Source organism: Arthrobacter paludis (assembly GCF_056782315.1).
In genome coordinates this window covers 1-14,644 of the sequence record NZ_JBXAEW010000011.1, presented here as the reverse complement: position 1 = coordinate 14,644, position 14,644 = coordinate 1, and the positions used below count along the sequence as shown (strand labels likewise).

The following is a 14,644-nucleotide window of genomic DNA, read 5'->3' as shown; positions in this document are numbered from 1 at the left end:
CCGGCCCGGATCCCCGTCGTTACGGGGGATGGCCGCCCTCCTGGCCTTGGGGGGCCGGCGACGACGGTCCAATGTCTCTAATCCCGGACGCTATCTGCCGGGCTGGCCCCCAGAGGGGCCCTCCGTGCGCTTGTCTGGAGTGCGACGTAAGCCCGATCACAGCAGCGCCGTTCGGCCGGCCCCACGGGGCCCCGGCCCGGGCCTGCTCGGGGCCCCGCCCGGCCCCTGCCCGGGCCCCCGTTCGACCACCGGCCGACCCCCTGGCCGACCCACAGGAGAGTCCACATGAACACCCGACAGTCCCAGCTGCCCTCCCGGGCGGCCGCGCCCGGCGGCACCTCCGCCGGAGCCCCGTCCGCGGGAGCGCGGCCCACGGGTTCCCCGTCCCCCGGAGGCCCCGCCGGAGGCGGCGCCCTCCGCCGCGGGCTCAGCATGCGCCACATCCAGTTCATCGCGCTCGGCTCCGCCATCGGCACGGGCCTGTTCTACGGTTCGGCCACGGCCATCCAGAAGGCCGGCCCCGCCGTAATCCTCGCCTACGTGGTCGCCGGCGCCGCCGTGTTCATGGTCATGCGGGCCCTCGGCGAGATGGCGGTGCGGCACCCCGTCCCCGGCTCGTTCGGCCAGTACGCGGCCCGCTACCTGGGCCCGTTCGCCGGCTTCGTCACCGGCTGGACGTTCGTGTTCGAGATGGTCGTCGTCGCCATCGCCGACGTCACCGCGTTCGGCGTCTACATGGGCTTCTGGTTCCCGGACACGCCGCGCTGGATCTGGGTGGTCGCCGTGATCCTCTTCATCGCCGGAATCAACACCCGGCACGTGAAGGTCTTCGGCGAGCTCGAGTTCTGGCTGACCATCGTCAAGGTTGGCGCGATCCTGGCCATGATCGGCGGCGGCATCGCCCTGATGGTGGTCGGCGTGTCCTTCGAGCCGGGCACCGCGGTCGGTCCGCAGAACCTGTCCGGCCACGGCGGCTTCCTGCCCAACGGCGTCGACGGGCTCCTGGCGGCCCTCGCCGTCGTCGTGTTCGCCTTCGGCGGCATCGAGACCATCGGCATCACCGCCGGCGAGGCCGACGACCCCCGGCGCTCCATCCCGCGCGCCGTGAACGCCGTGCCGTGGCGGATCCTGCTCTTCTACGTGGGCACCATGGCCGTGATCATGTCGCTCGTGCCGTGGGACCGGATCACCGGCGACGCCAGCCCCTTCGTGCAGATCTTCTCCGCGCTCGGCGTGCCCGCGGCCCCGGCCATCCTCAACGTCGTCGTCATCTCGGCCGCGATCTCCGCGATCAACGCGGACACGTTCGGCGCCGGCCGCATGCTCTTCGGCCTCGCCCAGCAGGGCCAGGCCCCGAGGGCGTTCGCGCACGTCTCGAACAAGGGCGTGCCGTGGCTGACGGTGCTCGTGATGTGCGGCGCGCTCGCCGTCGGCGCCGTGCTCAACGCCGTGATCCCGGAGAACGTCTTCCTGGTCATCGCCTCCATCGCGACGTTCGCGACCGTCTGGGTGTGGCTGATGATCCTGCTCTCCCACATCTCCATGCGCCGCGAGATCGCCCGCGAGGGCCGGCCGGAGTCGGAGTTCCGGGTGCCCCTGTGGCCGGTGGCCTCGTGGGCCGCCGTCGGGTTCGTGGTCCTCGTGATCGTGCTCCTGGGCTGGTTCCCGGACTCGCGCGTGGCCATGGTCGTCGGCGTCGTGTGGCTCGCGCTGCTCGCGCTCGGGTACCGCTTCGGCGTCCGCGGCGGCGGCCGCAGCCGCCCCGACCTGGACGACCACACCAAGCCGCTGCCCACGGCGCTCCATTAGCGGACGGCCTTGCCGGCCTCGGACCCGGGGTCGAGCACCGGCAAGGAGCTAGTCCGGGGACGCCAGCGCACAGTTGCCCACTTCTCGCCGAGGAGACGGGCCGAAGCTGCGTTATGTGCACGAATTCGGCTCGTGAACATTGGTACTTGGGCAGTTCCGTTCGGACGCAGGCCGATTCGAGTACTTCTTCACGCCGGGGCGAACGCGTGGCACGCTGGGGGCCATGGCGATTCCGGTGGACGACGGGTTGCGGATCGGGCTCTGGTGCAAGGCGCAGACGCCCGAGGAGTCGTGCGGCGTGATGCGCATCGAATGCGAGATCGCGGACCGCCACGTCACGGTGTTCGATGCCCGTGCGCCCTGGGACGGCTCCGACGGGCTGTGGTCCCGGACGCCCGTCGCCCGCCTGCGCTACACAGGAACCACGGGCCTGTGGTCCCTCTACTGGTGCGACAGCGCCGGCCGCTTCCACGAGTACCGGTCGCGCAAGCCGGCCAAGCGCGTGCAGACTCTGCTGGACCACCTCGCACACAGCGGCGACCCGATCTTCTGGGGGTAGCCGCCGACGCTAGGTCGCGCGGCTGGTGGCCTTCCTGCTCTCCGACGACGCGTCCTTCATGACGGGCGGCTACTACCTGGTCGACGGCGGCTACACCGCGGTGTGACAGAGGGGGACCCGGCGCCCTCCCCCCAGATGGCGCCGGGTCCCGGCATGGGCGGCCCCGTCCGCCCCCGTCGACCACGATCCCCCCGGTCGTTCGGTCGTCGTACCCCTCAAGAGCGTCGAGGGGCGTTCCTGATACACCCGGGCGAAAAAGTTTTCTCCGGCCCGCCCCGGCCCGCCTCGGACGGTGCCGCGGGGCGACGCGGGAGCCCCCCCCGGCCGTCAGGAGGACGCCGGCCGCGCCGCGCGCCACCCCGAGCCGAACCAGGTGAAGCTGCGGTCCAGCAGCCCCTCCGCGGCGGCCGCGAGCGCGGCCGGCCCGTCCTCTCCCGCGGCGAGCCCGCGGTGCATGGCGGCCATGGTCCGGCAGGCGACGGCGTCGGGCACGTCCGTCAGGGGCGCGACGACGGCGCCCACGCCGAGCGCGAGCAGGCTCGCGGTCAGACCCAGGGCCTCGTCGCCCGGCCGCAGCCGGCCGCGCCCCGCGCCGCAGGCGGAGAGCACCACCAGCGACGCGCGCAGCGGCACGTGCTCCAGCTCGTGGGCGAAGAGGGACCCGCCGTGCAGCCGCAGCGAGGAGAACAGCGGGCTGTCCTCGCGGTGCCGCCCGTGCGCGGCGATGTGGACGACGTCGTAGCCGGCCAGCGCCTCCCGCACGGCCGCCGGCTCGGACGGGACCCGGTCCGCCGCCGACCAACTGGCCGCCACGGCGTCGCACTCCCGCCCGGCCAGGGCGAGCCCCGGGCCGGCCGCGACCGCCAGCCGCGGGGCCCGGGCCAGCAGGACGGCGCCGGCGCCCCACGCCCCGACCGACCGGGCCTGCGTCAGCGGCACGCCCCGCAGGCGCGGCAGCATGCCCCACGGCAGCCGGGCCAGGGCCCCGCTCGGGACGACGACCACGGGGCCGTCGCCGAGCGAGGCCGGCAGCAGCATCCGGTCCAGGGCCGCGAGGGACTCCTCCAGCGACGCGCGGACGGCCGCGCCGAGGGGCCCGGGCGGCGCGTGGGCCGCCGCGGACGCGTCGGCGGTGGTGCGGGCCACCAGGTCGCCGACCTCCTCCCGGCCGGCCAGCCGCAGCAGGGCGGCGGGCTGGCCCGGCTCCACGTCCACCAGGCGAAGGCGTCCGCCGGACCAGAAGTAGCTCAGGACGCGCGCGCCCCCAAGCCGCGCGCGCGAGGCGTGCCCGCGCCGCCCGACCGGCGCCGCCGCCCGCCGCGCCCACAGGCCCTCCCGCAGTTCCCGCTCGATCCGGCCGGTCTCGGCCCGCAGCCCGGGGGCCGCGTCCGGCCCGGCGGCGCGCAGCTCCTCGTGGCGCCGGCGCAGCGTGGACCACCGCTCGGCCAGCGACGGGTCCGCGGGCGGGACGACCGACGGCACGCTGTCCAGCGCGGCCCGCCACCGCTCGGTGGCCCGCAGCGCCGCCCACGCGGAGGACGCGGCCGCCCGCTCGAGGTCCATGGCGAGGACCGGGGCCAGGTGGACGGCGACGGCCGTGCGCAGGTCCAGGCTCGCCATGCCGCCCCGGGCCGCGGAGAGCTCGTCCGCCGCGGCCCGGACCAGTCGGCCGCGGGCCGCGGCATCGGGCGCCAGCTGCAGTTGGGCCAGGATGGCCAGGGCCCGCGTGGCCAGCAGCGGCGCCCGGCGCATCCGCCGCAGCCGCCGGGCGGTGTCCGCCGACTCGGCCGCGCCCGGCTTCCCGGCCCGGGCCGCCGCGACGACCAGCAGGGCCGCCGCCCGGTCCGCGAGCCAGGGGTTGGACGCGTCCCGCGCCGCCGCGGCGAGGTCCGCCGCCTCCGCCAGCGCCGCCGCGGCGAGGTCCGCCGCCTCCGCCAGCGCGTCGGTGGCGGGGCCCGCAGCCGGGCCGGGCCACCCGGACCCCAGCAGCCGCGCCTCCAGCGCGACGGCCCGCGCCTCCAGCTCCCGGGCCCGCTCGCCCCGGGCCGCCGCCTCAGCGGCCACCTCGCCGGCGACGCGCAGCGCCTCCGCGCCCCGGCCCGCCAGGGCGGCGCAGCGCGCCCGGTCCAGCCGCGCCTCGCCGTGCTCCTGCGCCAGGCCGCCCGCGCGCAGCTCCGCGGCGGCCCGGTCGAGCAGCCCCTCAGCGTCCTCGAGCAGCCCGGCCTCCATGAGGACGCGGGCGCGGTCGTGGCGCGCGACCGCCCGGTCGACGTCGGCGTCCATCCCGTCCGCCTCGGCCATGGTCCCCAGCGCCGCCGGCAGCTCGCCGCGCAGGAACTCCACGTACCCGAGGTTGTGCAGCGCCATGAACCGGTACTCGGGCAGGTCCTCCGCCAGCCCGGCCGCGGCGCGCAGGTCCCCGGCCGCCTCGTCCAGCGCCCCGGCCCGGGACCCGATCGTCCCCTTGTTCAGCAGCAGCCGCACCCGGTCGTCCAGGGGCAGGGCCGCGGAGCGCTCGACGGCGGGGCGCAGCCGGGCCAGCGCCTCGTCGACGCTGCCCGCCCGGGCCAGCAGCACCCCGGCCTGTACGTGGGCCAGGGCCTCGATGGCGTCGAGCCCCGCCGCGGCGGCCTCCGCCAGCGCGGCGTCGATCTCCGCGAGCGCGGCGGGCAGCCCGTCGGCGTCGCACGTCAGCCAGGAGCCGGTGAGCCGGAGGCGCAGGCCCAGCTCCTGCCCGGCCGCGCCGGGCTGCCCGTCGAGGTGGCGCCGGGCCTCCTCCAACCGCGCGCGGGCCTCGGGGAGGCGGTACTGCGCGACGGCGGCGCGCGCCGCCTGGTACGCCTCCTCGGCGGCGGCCAGCGCCGCGGTCGGGGCGCCGGGCAGCGCGTCGGGCGCCACGTCAGAGCTCGATGACCGGCGTCTTGACGGGCCGGACGCCGGGCTCGGGCGGGCGCAGCAGGAAGCTGGCGGGGCCGCGCGGCACGGACCGCCAGACCAGCCGGCCGTGGGCGTCGGAGGTCTGCCAGCGGGTCCCGGCCGCGCAGACCAGCGCGACGTCGATCCCGCCGCCGGTGACCCACGCGTCGATGCGGCGGGAGCCGTCGTCCTCCTCGCCGGGACGGATCATCAGCTGCAGGGAGGAGCTCGTGAACGTGACGGTGTCCGTGGTGCCCGCCTCGGTGGCGGCGCGCAGCGCCGGCTCCCCGGCCTCCAGCAGCGTCGCCGCCTCCGCGTCCAGCGCGGCGAGGGACACGGCGAACAGGACGTCGTCGTCGAGCGTGGGCGGGGGCGGGTCGACGGCGTCGTACAGGCCGGCGAGGGCGGCCAGGAGGGCCGTGTCGGCCGCGTCCAGCGGCTGGTCGTGCTCGTTCATGGCGTGCTCCAGGCGGGGTCGGCGGCGAGTGACTTGCGCAGGGCGGCCAGGCAGCGGCCGCGGGTCGGCCCGATCGAGCCGACCGGGATCCCGAGGGACTCCGACAGGGCCGAGTAGTCGGGCGGGCCGCCGCGGCTGACCACGCGCAGTAGGGCCTGGCAGCGCGCGCTGAGCCGGGCCACGTGCGACCACAGGGCCCGCTGGGCCTCGTCGCGCAGCAGCTCCTCGGCCGGCCCGGGCCCGGGGTCGCGCGGCTCCGGGACGCCGCCGTCGTCCTCCTCCGGCCCGCCCCACGGCAGGGCGCGGCGGCCGTCGCCGCGCACCCGCCACGCCTCCCGCCGGACCGTGGTGCCCAGCCACGCGAGTACCGTGCGCGGGTCGCGGAGGTCCGCGGCCTTGGCGACGAGGCGCAGCCACGCGGTCTGCACGACGTCCTCGGCGTCGCCGCGGTCCAGCCCGCACGCCCGGGCCACGTGCCACAGGGTCGGGTTGAGCAGGCGGACCAGGGGCTCGATCGCCGCCTCCTCGCCGCCGCGGAACCGGCCGAACAGCTCGGCGGCCTCCTCCACGAGGCCGGCCCGGGCGCTCACGGCCGGCTCCAGCCGAGCTCGGCCTGCAGCGCCGCCCAGGCCCGGTCGAGCCGGGCGGCCAGGTCGGGCGCCGGGGCGCCGACGAGGCGCCGGGCCAGCTGGGCGGCGAGGACGGGGGCGGCGAAGGAGGTGCCGCTCCAGACCCCGAAGCCCCCGGCGAACCCGTCGGGGTCCAGCGTGGCCCGCTTCGCGTCCCCGTGGGAGAGCGTCGCGGACATCTGCAGGTCCCCGCGCCGGTCCACCGGCATCGTGGAGACGACGGCGGCGCCCGCGCGCTGGCAGCTGACCCAGGGACCGGCGTTGCTGAAGTAGGCCACCGTGCCGTCCGGGTTCAGCGCCCCCACGCTGGCCACGGGCAGCGCCCCGGCCTCGGGTGCGTCGGCCGCGAACCCGGCCGGGTACATGGGCGCCGTCGTGGCGTTGTTCCCGGCGGCGGCGACGACGAGGACGCCCAGCCGCCCCAGGTCCCGCAGCGCCACCCGCAGCGGGTCGTCCGCGGGCGGTCCCGCGGGGTCCTCGTGGTAGTAGCCCAGGGACAGGCTCAGGACGTCGACCAGGCGGTCCGCGTCGCCGGCGGCCAGCGCGTCCAGCTGGCGGGAGCGCAGGGACTGGAGCGTGGCGAGCAGGCAGGACTCGGCGACGACGCCGTCGTCCGTCATGACCCGGATGCCGAGGAGCCGGGCCTCCGGGCACGCCTGCCGGACAATCCCCGCGACGAACGTGCCGTGCCCGGCGAAGGGCGGCAGCGTCCCGTCCAGCGGGTTCCGGTCCGGTTCGCGCACCGCGCACCCGGGAACGTCCCCGTCGCAGCCGAGCACGGCCTCGGGCCGGCCGGAGCCGTCGTCGACCGAGGTGGCGATCCGGGCGGGGTCCCGGAACCAGGGGTGGTCCTCGATCCCGGTGTCCGGCACGACGACCACGGGGGCGCCGTGCGGGGCGGGGAGCCCGCCGGCCGGGTCCGGCAGCACCAGCGAGACCGGGGTCCGTCCGCCGGAGCCCGGCCTGCCGTAGCTGGTCACCGGGGCGCCGACGCCGGCGTAGTACGGCACGCCCGCGTAGTACGGGACCCCGGCGTAGTAGGGGGCGCAGACCAGGACGTGGTCGAGCGACACCCCGGCCCCCGCCCCCTGCGCGCGCAGCTTGCGCAGCAGGCGCAGGGCGTCGACGTCGTCGGGGTCGTCCGCGGTCAGATCGAGGCGGGAGACCGGCGGCGCCGGCAGGGCGCCGCGGCCGGGCGGGCCGGCGTCGGGCCCGTCCCCGCCGCGCGGCGGGACGCCGAGGGGGTGGACGGTGACGCCGAGCCCGAGCTCTCGGGCGACGTTCGCGACATGGTCCGGGACGCGGGCCGCGTCCGCGGTGGCCGGCGTGGCCACCAGCAGCGAGTCCGCGACGTAGGCGGTGGCCCGGCCCCCGGGCGGGACGGCGATCCGGACGTTCCAAGCCGCGGCGACGCGAGGGTCCAGATTCGGGTGCGGGTTGCCAGCGTGCTCGGTCATCATCGTCCTCCCCAGGGTGCGGTTCTCCTGGGAGCTAGGAGCCCCCCGGCACCGCCGCTGATACATCCGCGCCGGCCGTCGTCCCCGGCGGGGTGGCGCTCTGGCGCCGATGCTACGCCGCTTCTCCCGCGGCGGCACGGGGTCGGCGGCGGTACGGGCAGGCCGCCCACGCGGGGGAGCGGGGACCCGCGCGGGTGGCGCGTCGCCGGCCGCGGGCCGCTGGCCGCTGGCCGCTACTCCGCGCCGAGCGGCATGCCCTTGGTCTCGCGCAGCCCCAGGACGGTCGCGGCGCCGACCAGGAGCAGGGTGATGGTGTAGATCCCGAAGTAGGTGCTGCCCGCGTCGCCGAACCAGGTCCCGAAGGCCGCCTGCAGGTAGGCGGCGGTCCCGCCGAACGCCGCCACGCAGAGCGCGTAGGGAACCGCGATGCCCAGGGTGCGTACGGAGGTCGGGAAGAGTTCGGCATACACGGCCGGGACGATCGAGGCCGAGGCCGCGATGAAGACGAGGATCGCGGACATGGAGACGCCCAGCTGCCAGGCGGCGTCGCGGACGAACCACGTCGCCGGGAAGAACAGGGACGCGGTGCCGAGGGCCGCGATGGTCAGGACGGGCTTGCGGCCGATCCGGTCCGACAGGCGGCCCCACAGCGGCAGGGCCACGATGAAGACCAGATTGGCGCACACGCCGGCCCACAGCGCGCCGGCCGGGTCGATACCGAGCACGTTGATGGCGTAGGCCGGCGTGGAGACGCCCCAGACGTAGTAGGCGACGGTCAGGCCGACGGTTAGGCCGATGACCTGCAGGGCCTGGCGCCAGTGGCGGGCCAGGTCGGCGAGCAGGCCGCCCCGGGCCGGGGCCTGGTCCGGCGACTTCTCGGCCTCGAAGACCTCCGACTCGTCCATGCGGAAGCGCATCACCAGCGCCACCAGGCCGAACACGGCGCCGAGGATGAAGGGGATCCGCCAGCCGAAGGCGGCCATCTGTGTCTCGGCCAGGACCGTGGACAGGACGGCACCGAGCAGGGTGCCGAAGAGGATGCCGGTGGTGCCGGAGACGTAGATCAGGGACGCCCAGTAGCCGCGGCGGGCAGGCGGGGCCATTTCCGAGAGGTAGGCCTGCGCGCTGGGCAGTTCGCCGCCGTGCGCCAGGCCCTGGACGAGCCGGGCGACGAGCAGCATCAGGGACGCGCCGGCGCCGATCGATTCGTACGTGGGCGTCAAGCCGATCACCAGGGACCCCAGCGAGGCCAGGGCCACACACAGGGTCATCGACGCCTTCCGGCCCACGCGGTCGCCGATCCAGCCGAACACGAACCCGCCGAACGGCCGGGCCACGAAACCGACCGCGAAGATCGCGAGCGTGGCCAGGAACGCGCTGGAGGGGTCGGACTTGCTGAACAGCTGGCCGGAGATGAACGAGGCGAACGTCGCGTAGACGGCCCAGTCGTACCATTCGACGGCGTTGCCGGCGCCGGTGCCGACGAGCGTCTTGGCGACGCCGGCCCGCGGCTTGGCAGCGGGGATGCTGGTGGTTGGCACGAGGGCCTCCTGTTGGTTCTGGGGAAGTGCTGGAAGGGGAGGGTGGCGATGTTCGGTCCTAGCGGGGGCCGCTGGCGATCCGGTCAAGGGCGAGGCGCGCGTAGAGGGCGGTTCCGTCGGCGAGGACGGCGTCGTCGAACACGGCGTACGGGGAGTGGTTGAAGGGGGCGGCCTCGTGGTCGGCGCCGGCCGGCGCTGCCGAGAGGAAGAGGAAGGAGCCGGGGACCTCCTCGAGGACGCGGGAGAAGTCCTCCGAGCCGGCAAGCGGGTTCGCCATCTCGTGGTAGCGGTCGGGGCCGAAGAGTTCCTCGACGGCGTTGCGGGCGAAGCGCGTTTCGGCCCCGTCGTTGACGGTCAGCGGGTATTCCTCGATGTACTCGACCGTGGCCTCCAGTCCGTGGGCCGCGGCGATGGATTCGAGCAGCCGCGGCAGGGAGGACTTCAGGCGCGCCTTGGCCCGCGGGGAGAAGGAGCGGATGGTTGCTTCGAAGCGGGCGGTGTCGGGGATGACGTTGCGCTTCGTCCCCGCCCGAAGCAGCCCGACGGTCAGCACCACCGGGTCGAAGGCGTCGAACTGGCGGGTCACGAGGGACTGCAGGGCCAGCACCATCTCCGCAGCCACGGTGACTGGGTCCTTGGCCAGGAACGGGGCCGATCCGTGCCCGCCGGCCCCGTGGACCGTCACGACCAGGCCGTCCGACGAGCTCATCGTGGCGCCGGTGCGGGACAGGAACGTGCCGCCGACGGCCAGTTGTCCGCTCATGACGTGCATTCCGTAGGCCGCGTCCGGGCGGCGCCCCGCCGCATCCAGGACTCCCTCGCGGATCATGACGCCCGCGCCGTCGTAGCCCTCCTCGCCGGGCTGGAACATCAGTACGACGTCGCCCGCCAACCGGTCGCGGCGCTCGGAGAGGAGCCGGGCGGCGCCGGCCAGCATGGCCGTGTGCAGGTCGTGCCCGCAGGCGTGCATCACACCGCCGACGCGGGAGGCGTAGTCCACGCCCGACTTCTCCTGCACGGGCAGGGCGTCCATGTCCCCGCGCAGCAACACCGTGGGGCGCGGGCCGGAGCCGCTGGCGTCGGCCGCCGTGCCGCGCAGGACCGCGGTGACCGAGGTGGTCTCGGTTCCGGTCGAGATCTCGTACCCCAACCCGTCCAGGGCATCGACCACCTTCTCCTGGGTGCGTGGCAGGTCCAAGCCGATCTCCGGTTCGCGGTGGAGGCGGTGCCGCAGGTCCGCGACGTCGCCCGCCAGGGCACGGGCATCGTCAAGCAGCGCGACCGCGAGATCGGCGGAGGAATCGGCAATGGCCACGGGGTGTCCTTTCGGTGACGGGTTAGTACACGAGGATGGGGCGACGTCGGTCTCCTCGGGGGTTTAGACTGGCAAAATTGCACATGGATGGCTGCAGGCCGAAGGATTTTGCATGGAGCTCCCTCCAGAGGACCTTGAGCTGGTCCACGCGCTCCAGATCGCTCCCAGGGCGACATGGGCGCAACTCGGCGGCGCGCTGCGCCGGGACCCGGCGACGCTGGCCACCCGGTGGGGCCGCCTCACCGCCGACGGGAGGGCCTGGATCACGGGCCATCTGGGTGCGGCCGGGGTGCACGGGCACGTGGGGTTCATCAGTGTGGAGTGCCGGCCGGGAAGCAGGGCGGAGGTCCTGGATCGCTTGTGCAGGGCTCCCGAGATCGACACCGTCGAGGAGGCGGCCCGGGCCTGGGACGCGCGCCTGACCGTCGTCACCCGGAGTTGGCAGGCGCTCACGCGCCAGGTGTTGCCGATCGTCCGCGCCGATCCGGATGTCACGCGCACCCAGATGACCGTCGCCACCCGCCTCTATGCCAGCGGTGGCAACTGGAGGTTGGACGTCCTTTCGCCCGAGCAGCAGCGGCGCGTGGCAGGACTTCACGTGGAGGTGTCGCGCCCCCCGGGTGCCACCTCGCCACACCTTGACAAGGTCCTCGAACTGTTGGCCCGGGACGGGAGGGCGACGGCCACCGACATCGCCGCCGCCACGGGGACGCACCCCTCGACGGCCGCGCGCCATCTGCGCGAAGCCTTGGAAACCGGAGCGGTTGCCCTGCGTTGTGAATTGGCGCAAGAGCACTCCGGGTATCCGGTGCCCTGCCAGTGGTACGTCCGGATTCCTCGTGCCCAGCTGGAGGCGGCCGTCCAGTATCTGCGCTCCCACCGGACGCTGCGGCTCTGCGCCTCGACCACGGGGGACGCGAACCTGACCTTCTTCCTGTGGCTGCGAACGCCGGCCGAGATCGCCGACGTGGAGGCGGGCCTGCAGGCCGCGGCGCCGGGCGCGCAGGTCGTGGAATCCGATGTGGGGGTCCGCACGCACAAGCGCATGGGATGGCTGCTGCGCGAGGACTCGACGGCCACCGGCGAAGTGGTGACGGGTCTGCCGCGGACGGGCGGTCTCCTGCCCTAGCCTCTCTTGTTCCCTGGGCCCGGAGACCGCCACCACCTTCCGGCCGGGCCGCGGCCAGGGCGGCTGGGCGGCCGCCGCGGCCGGGGGCCGGCTGGGCCCCGCCCGGCTGGCGACGCCCGCCGCGCTGTGCACACAATGTCCGCATGACTCTTGAGGCGCAGGTCGAGATCGAGCGGAAATACGACGTCGGCGCGGGCACCGAGCTGCCGGACCTCGTCGGCGCGCCCGGCGTCGCCGGGGTCGACCCGCTGGATCCCGTGGAGATGGAGGCCGTCTACTACGACACCGACGACCACGCCCTGCGCCGGAACCGGGTGACCCTGCGCCGCCGCACCGGCGGCCGCGACGACGGCTGGCACGTGAAGTTCCCCTCCGCCGAGGGCCGGCTCGAGCTGCGCGCCCCGCTGGGGAAGGACGACGGCGGGGTCCCGGCCGAGGTCGCCGACCTGGTCCAGGCCCTCGTGCGCGGGCGCCCGCTGCGCCCGTCCGCGACGCTGCGCACCCGCCGCACCGTCACGCTGCTGTGCGGGCGGGACGGGCCGCTCGCCGAGGTGTGCGACGACGAGGTCTTCTCCACCGGCCCCGACGGCAGGGAGGAGCGGTGGCGCGAGTGGGAGGTCGAGCTGCTCCACGACGGCGCCCTCGAGCCCGACGAGGGCGGCGACCTGCTCGACGCCGTGGAGACCCTGCTGGCCGACGCCGGGGCCCGCCGCTCCCCGCGCGCGTCCAAGCTGGCCCGGGCGCTCGGCCCGCTGCCGGCGCCGCCGTCGTCCGCCCCCCAGGGCACCCTCGGCGCCGTGCTCGCGGCCGCGTTCGGCGACGCCGCGCGCGCCCTGCTCGTGTGGGATCCGCGCGTGCGGCGCGGGGTCCCCGACGCGCTGCACCAGCTGCGCGTCTCCGTGCGCACGCTGCGCTCCCTGCTCAAGGTGGCCGGGAAGCTGCTCGAGCCCGGCCCCGCCGACGACCTGAACGTCCGCCTGCGCGAGGCCGGCCGCGCCCTCGGGGCCGCGCGCGACGCCGAGGTGCACCTGGAGACGCTCGACGCGCGGCTGGAGCGGTGGCCGCGCGAGGTCGTGCTGAAGCAGGCCGCCGACAGGATGCGGGCCCGGCTCGGGTCCGAGCGCGACGCCGCCCTCGCCAGGGCGCTGGACCACCTGCGCTCGCCGGGGTACCTGGCGACGCTTGACGCGGTGGAGGCGTTCGCGGCCGACCCGCCGCTCGCCGACCCGGACGACGGCGGCGGCCCCGCCCGCAAGCCCCTGCGCAAGGCCGTGGACCGGCAGCTGCGCCGCGTGCTGCGCCGGGTCGACGCCGCGGACGCGGCCCGGGACGACGACGAGCGCGTGCGCCTGCTCCACGAGGCCCGCAAGGACGCCAAGACGCTGCGGTACGCCATCCGCCAGCTGCGCCAGGTCCCCGGCGCCAAGCTCGGGGGCCGGCGCAAGGGCCTGCAGGACGCGGCCGAGGACGTCCAGGACGCGCTCGGCGACCACCGGGACAGCCTGGCGTTCCAGGGGTTCGTGCGCTCGGTGGCGCGGCAGGCCAGGCGCGCGGGGGAGGACACGTTCGCGTATGGCGCGCTGTTCGCGGCGGAGGAGGCGGTGCAGGAGGAGGCCCTGGCCGGCTTCCGCGACGCCCTCGAGTCGCTGTAGGCGCGGCGATGGGGGGAACGACGGGGGACCGCCCCGGGCGGCACCACAGGAAGCGCGCGCACCACATCGCGTGGACGGCCGTGAAGACGCTGCTCATCGAGATCGCCGGATGGATCCTGGTCCTGCTGGGCCTGGCCGCCCTGGTGCTGCCCGGCCCGGGGCTGCTGCTGCTGGTGTCCGGGCTGGCCGTGCTGTCGCTGCGCTACCGGTGGGCGAGCCGGCTGCTGCGGCCCGTGGAGCGGGAGGCCGTGCACCTGGCCCGCCTGAGCGTGACCTCGTGGCCGCGCCTGGCCGCCGGCGTGGCCGGCGGGCTGTGGCTGGTGGCGCTGGGGATCGTGTGGGGCATCGGGACGCCCGTGCCCGGGTGGTGGCGGTGGCCGGAGGATTGGTGGCTGGTCGGCGGCTGGGGGACCGGCGCGACGCTGATCGCCTCCGGCGGGCTGGCGCTCGGGCTGATCGTGTACTGCTTCCGGCGGTTCCGGGTGCCCGGGGCGTCGGTCTCCGGCGCGGCCGCGCCGGGGGCGGCGGGCCCGGGTGCCGGCAGGGCGCTAGAAGGCGGCCGCGACGAAGCCGACGGCGCCGCTTAATCCGCAGTTCACCCAATTCACAGCAAGCCACGGAAGACTGGTGCCCTCGCCAACCTACCGACGGGAAACCCGCCATGACCGACTCCCTGACCGTCCGTGACTTCGCCGAGGGCGATCCCATCGTGGCCACCGACCGCCGCGGCGTCGAGGTGCGCGGCCGGGTCGACGGCGTTGCGCCGCACCTGAACGTCCTGTGGATCCGCGAGCACGACGGCAACGCGCGCCGGCTCCTGCTCGAGGAGGAGTTCCGCTTGGAGTGCCCGATCCGGCGGCACTAGGGTGTGTTGCTAAAGCGTTGCGGCGCTTTGATCGGGTTCGATGGCTTAGTGGCTAATCGCGATTTGATCTCTGATGGCGTGTGGGAAGTGATCGGTCCGGTGTTCCCTCCCTACAAGGGAACCGGGCGACCCGTGGCCGACCGGCGCACCGTGGTAGAGGCCGTGGTGTGGAAGTTCCGCACCGGGGCCCCATGGCGGGACCTGCCGGAGCGGTTCGGGAACTGGAACACGGTCTTCAAGAACTTCGACCGCTGGGCCAAGGACGGCACTTGGGCGCGGGTGCTCGAGCGGGTCCAGACCCGGGCCGAGGAGCTC

At 75.5% G+C, this 14,644-nt stretch carries 13 protein-coding genes and 1 pseudogene; 8 read left to right on the top strand and 6 right to left on the bottom strand.

Annotated features, from left to right (window positions below):
• Positions 1–432: 432 nt before the first annotated feature.
• The 3 genes and pseudogenes from AC1Q5D_RS10585 to AC1Q5D_RS10575 all read left to right on the top strand — a co-directional run.
• The gene (locus tag AC1Q5D_RS10585) at positions 433–1,809 is read left to right on the top strand and encodes an amino acid permease (protein ID WP_481738693.1); all 1,377 of its coding nucleotides are present in this window, start codon (positions 433–435) and stop codon (positions 1,807–1,809) included.
• Positions 1,810–2,032: 223 nt separating this feature from the next.
• Positions 2,033–2,368, top strand: a complete 336-nt coding sequence (locus tag AC1Q5D_RS10580; RefSeq protein ID WP_481738560.1) for a DUF3024 domain-containing protein — start codon at positions 2,033–2,035, stop codon at positions 2,366–2,368.
• Positions 2,369–2,381: 13 nt separating this feature from the next.
• Positions 2,382–2,474 (top strand): annotated as a pseudogene (locus AC1Q5D_RS10575) (SDR family oxidoreductase); the annotation flags it as partial.
• Between the two features lie 221 nt (positions 2,475–2,695).
• On the opposite strand, the gene AC1Q5D_RS10570 reads toward AC1Q5D_RS10575, so the two are convergent.
• The 6 genes from AC1Q5D_RS10570 to AC1Q5D_RS10545 all read right to left on the bottom strand — a co-directional run bounded on the left by AC1Q5D_RS10570 (position 2,696) and on the right by AC1Q5D_RS10545 (position 10,677).
• Positions 2,696–5,266 (bottom strand): CHAT domain-containing protein, encoded by a 2,571-nt coding sequence (locus AC1Q5D_RS10570; RefSeq protein ID WP_481738559.1) that lies wholly within the window; start codon positions 5,264–5,266, stop codon positions 2,696–2,698.
• A 1-nt stretch (position 5,267) separates the two neighbouring features.
• Positions 5,268–5,741: a hypothetical protein gene (locus AC1Q5D_RS10565; protein WP_481738558.1), complete on the bottom strand. Its 474-nt coding sequence runs from the start codon at positions 5,739–5,741 to the stop codon at positions 5,268–5,270.
• Positions 5,738–6,331, bottom strand: coding sequence for an RNA polymerase sigma factor (locus tag AC1Q5D_RS10560; protein WP_481738557.1), 594 nt, complete (start codon positions 6,329–6,331; stop codon positions 5,738–5,740). The genes AC1Q5D_RS10565 and AC1Q5D_RS10560 overlap by 4 nt, the downstream gene beginning before the upstream one ends.
• Positions 6,328–7,827 carry a S8 family serine peptidase gene (locus AC1Q5D_RS10555; protein ID WP_481738556.1) on the bottom strand — a complete coding sequence of 500 codons (1,500 nt, stop codon included), beginning with the start codon at positions 7,825–7,827 and terminating at the stop codon, positions 6,328–6,330. Before AC1Q5D_RS10555 ends, AC1Q5D_RS10560 begins: the two co-directional genes overlap by 4 nt.
• Before the next feature lie 233 nt (positions 7,828–8,060).
• A complete protein-coding gene (locus AC1Q5D_RS10550; RefSeq protein ID WP_481738555.1) occupies positions 8,061–9,368 on the bottom strand; it encodes an MFS transporter in 1,308 nt (435 codons plus the stop codon).
• A gap of 58 nt (positions 9,369–9,426) precedes the next feature.
• Positions 9,427–10,677 carry a M20 metallopeptidase family protein gene (locus AC1Q5D_RS10545; protein WP_481738692.1) on the bottom strand — a complete coding sequence of 417 codons (1,251 nt, stop codon included), beginning with the start codon at positions 10,675–10,677 and terminating at the stop codon, positions 9,427–9,429.
• 118 nt (positions 10,678–10,795) lie between these two features.
• Here AC1Q5D_RS10545 and AC1Q5D_RS10540 point away from each other — a divergent pair, with 118 nt between their 5' ends.
• The 5 genes from AC1Q5D_RS10540 to AC1Q5D_RS10520 form a co-directional block, all read left to right on the top strand.
• Complete coding sequence (locus tag AC1Q5D_RS10540; protein WP_481738554.1) at positions 10,796–11,812, top strand: winged helix-turn-helix transcriptional regulator; 1,017 nt, start codon at positions 10,796–10,798, stop codon at positions 11,810–11,812.
• Between the two features lie 143 nt (positions 11,813–11,955).
• Entirely contained in the window at positions 11,956–13,464 is a 1,509-nt protein-coding gene (locus AC1Q5D_RS10535; RefSeq protein WP_481738553.1) for a CYTH and CHAD domain-containing protein, read from the top strand.
• An 8-nt stretch (positions 13,465–13,472) separates the two neighbouring features.
• Complete coding sequence (locus AC1Q5D_RS10530) at positions 13,473–14,051, top strand: PGPGW domain-containing protein (RefSeq protein ID WP_481738552.1); 579 nt, start codon at positions 13,473–13,475, stop codon at positions 14,049–14,051.
• A 74-nt stretch (positions 14,052–14,125) separates the two neighbouring features.
• Positions 14,126–14,329, top strand: a complete 204-nt coding sequence (locus AC1Q5D_RS10525; RefSeq protein ID WP_481738551.1) for a hypothetical protein — start codon at positions 14,126–14,128, stop codon at positions 14,327–14,329.
• Between the two features lie 3 nt (positions 14,330–14,332).
• A partial coding sequence (locus AC1Q5D_RS10520; RefSeq protein WP_481738550.1) for a transposase occupies positions 14,333–14,644 on the top strand: 312 nt, incomplete at its 3' end.

What these genes read in the sequence shown, in the direction of transcription:
- AC1Q5D_RS10555 (WP_481738556.1), bottom strand. Translation starts at nt 7,827, where the DNA reads ATGACCGAGCACGCTGGCAACCCGCACCCGAATCTGGACCCTCGCGTC.
- AC1Q5D_RS10540 (WP_481738554.1), top strand. Translation starts at nt 10,796, where the DNA reads ATGGAGCTCCCTCCAGAGGACCTTGAGCTGGTCCACGCGCTCCAGATC.
- AC1Q5D_RS10580 (WP_481738560.1), top strand. Translation starts at nt 2,033, where the DNA reads ATGGCGATTCCGGTGGACGACGGGTTGCGGATCGGGCTCTGGTGCAAG.
- AC1Q5D_RS10565 (WP_481738558.1), bottom strand. Translation starts at nt 5,741, where the DNA reads ATGAACGAGCACGACCAGCCGCTGGACGCGGCCGACACGGCCCTCCTG.
- AC1Q5D_RS10530 (WP_481738552.1), top strand. Translation starts at nt 13,473, where the DNA reads ATGGGGGGAACGACGGGGGACCGCCCCGGGCGGCACCACAGGAAGCGC.
- AC1Q5D_RS10525 (WP_481738551.1), top strand. Translation starts at nt 14,126, where the DNA reads ATGACCGACTCCCTGACCGTCCGTGACTTCGCCGAGGGCGATCCCATC.
- AC1Q5D_RS10585 (WP_481738693.1), top strand. Translation starts at nt 433, where the DNA reads ATGCGCCACATCCAGTTCATCGCGCTCGGCTCCGCCATCGGCACGGGC.
- AC1Q5D_RS10535 (WP_481738553.1), top strand. Translation starts at nt 11,956, where the DNA reads ATGACTCTTGAGGCGCAGGTCGAGATCGAGCGGAAATACGACGTCGGC.